This is a genomic window from Streptomyces phytophilus (genome assembly GCF_013870535.1).
Lineage (GTDB): Bacteria > Actinomycetota > Actinomycetes > Streptomycetales > Streptomycetaceae > Streptomyces > Streptomyces phytophilus.
In genome coordinates this window covers 1-1,569 of record NZ_JACBXC010001350.1, presented here as the reverse complement: position 1 = coordinate 1,569, position 1,569 = coordinate 1, and the positions used below count along the sequence as shown (strand labels likewise).

Genomic DNA, 1,569 nt, shown 5'->3' with positions numbered 1-1,569 from the left:
TCGCGGACGGCCGCGTGCAGCCGCCGGCGCACGTGTGGGTCGCGGTGGAGTGAACGGGCCGCGGGCGCACGGGCGTCCGCGGCCGAAGAGTCCATCCGGGAGCCGCGAAGAGTCCATATCCGGCGCGGCCCCCGTCGAGCACCGTGAGTGCCAGGGCCACGTCCCGTACCCGCTGCGCGGCGGCAGGTACCCCCCACACAGGAGAGGACACCACATGTCTGCACTCACGAGACGCCCGCGCCGGTTAGCCGTCGCACTCGCGGCGGCGGCGCTCGCACTCGCCACGCCGCAGGCGGCGGCGGGGGCCGCCGACGTCGGCGGCGGCAACGTCCTGGTGAGCTGGTCCATCCCCGGCACCCCGGCGGCAGGACTGACCGACCTCACCTTCCCGATCACCGTGAACCCGGCGACCGCGCACCAGGCCGGGATCTACTTCGCGCAGCAGTACAGCTTCGCCGACGGCATGGGCTACACCGGCCTGCAACCGCGCCCCGACAGCGGCGGCAGCGAGCGGCTGTCCGCCCGCTTCTCCACCTTCACCGCCGGTGCCACCACCTCCGACCCGCTGTGCCACGAGGGCGCCGACGGCGGGCCGGGAGTCACCTGCGCGGTGGACTTCGACGCCGTGTACGGGCACCGGTACGACATCACCGTCGAGAAGACCGGCACCACCACCTGGTCGGGCACCGCCCGGAACACGGTCACCGGCACCTCGGCGCATCTGGGCAGCTGGACGCTGCCCGCGGGCAGCGGCAACCTCCAGGGCTCCCAGCTGGGCTTCGTGGAGTACTACCTGGGCATCCCGAGCTGCGCCGGGATGCCCAGGTCCGATGCGGTGTTCGGCGGCCCCACCACGACCGCCGCGGGCGGGCTGGCAGGCACCGCGAAGGCCGAGTACGAGTACAGCGACTGCGTCGGCGAATCCGGTTACCGCGCCGAACCCGCCGGCACGGGGACCCACGTCACCCGCGGCTTCGTCTCGTAGCGGCCCCGGGGCAGGCAGCCGGGGGCGGCCCGGGCGGCGGAGGTCTCCGCGCCGCCGCCCGGGCCGTCGGCCGCCCCGGCTCAGATCCAGAACACCTCCGTGGCGGCGGTCAGTTCGTCCGCCCCGGGTACGGGCAGGGCGCTGCCGGAGCGGACCGTGCCGCCGGTGGCGAGCACCGAGCCGTCGGGCAGCGCCGTGGCGGTGCAGAGGTACCGGTTCGTGGCCATCCCCCCGGTGGCCGCCCAACTGCGGGTGAGGGGGTCGTACAGGGCCGCGGTCGCGTAACCGGTGCTGAGCGTGGCGCTATCGGCGCCGCCGAGCACCAGCACCCGGCCGGACGGCAGGGCCGCGGCGCGGTGGCAGGTGCGGCCGTCCGGCATGTTCTCGCCCGGGGTCCAGGCGCCGGTCGCCGGGTCGTACCGCTCGGTGCGCCACTGGCTGAACGGCACGAAGCCGCGTTCGAAGCGGATGCCGGGGCCGTCGCCGCCGGTGACCAGCACGGTTCCGTCGGCCAGCGGGGTCGCCTGGTGTCCGGCGCGCGCGGCGGCCAGGCTGCCCGTACGCGTCCAGGCGTCGGCGTCCGG

General features: G+C 75.5%; 2 protein-coding genes. One reads left to right on the top strand and one right to left on the bottom strand.

What is annotated here, in order from left to right; genetic code table 11:
* Nucleotides 1-214 precede the first annotated feature (214 nt).
* The gene (locus H5J30_RS32280; RefSeq protein WP_181791190.1) at nt 215-985 is read left to right on the top strand and encodes a hypothetical protein; all 771 of its coding nucleotides are present in this window, start codon (nt 215-217) and stop codon (nt 983-985) included.
* A gap of 80 nt (nt 986-1,065) precedes the next feature.
* Here the strand turns inward: H5J30_RS32280 and H5J30_RS32275 are convergent.
* On the bottom strand, nt 1,066-1,569 hold a 504-nt coding region (locus H5J30_RS32275; protein ID WP_258563638.1), incomplete at its 5' end, for a Kelch repeat-containing protein.

Excerpts from the sequence above, each read along its gene's own strand:
- H5J30_RS32280 (WP_181791190.1), top strand. The coding sequence starts at position 215 with ATGTCTGCACTCACGAGACGCCCGCGCCGGTTAGCCGTCGCACTCGCG.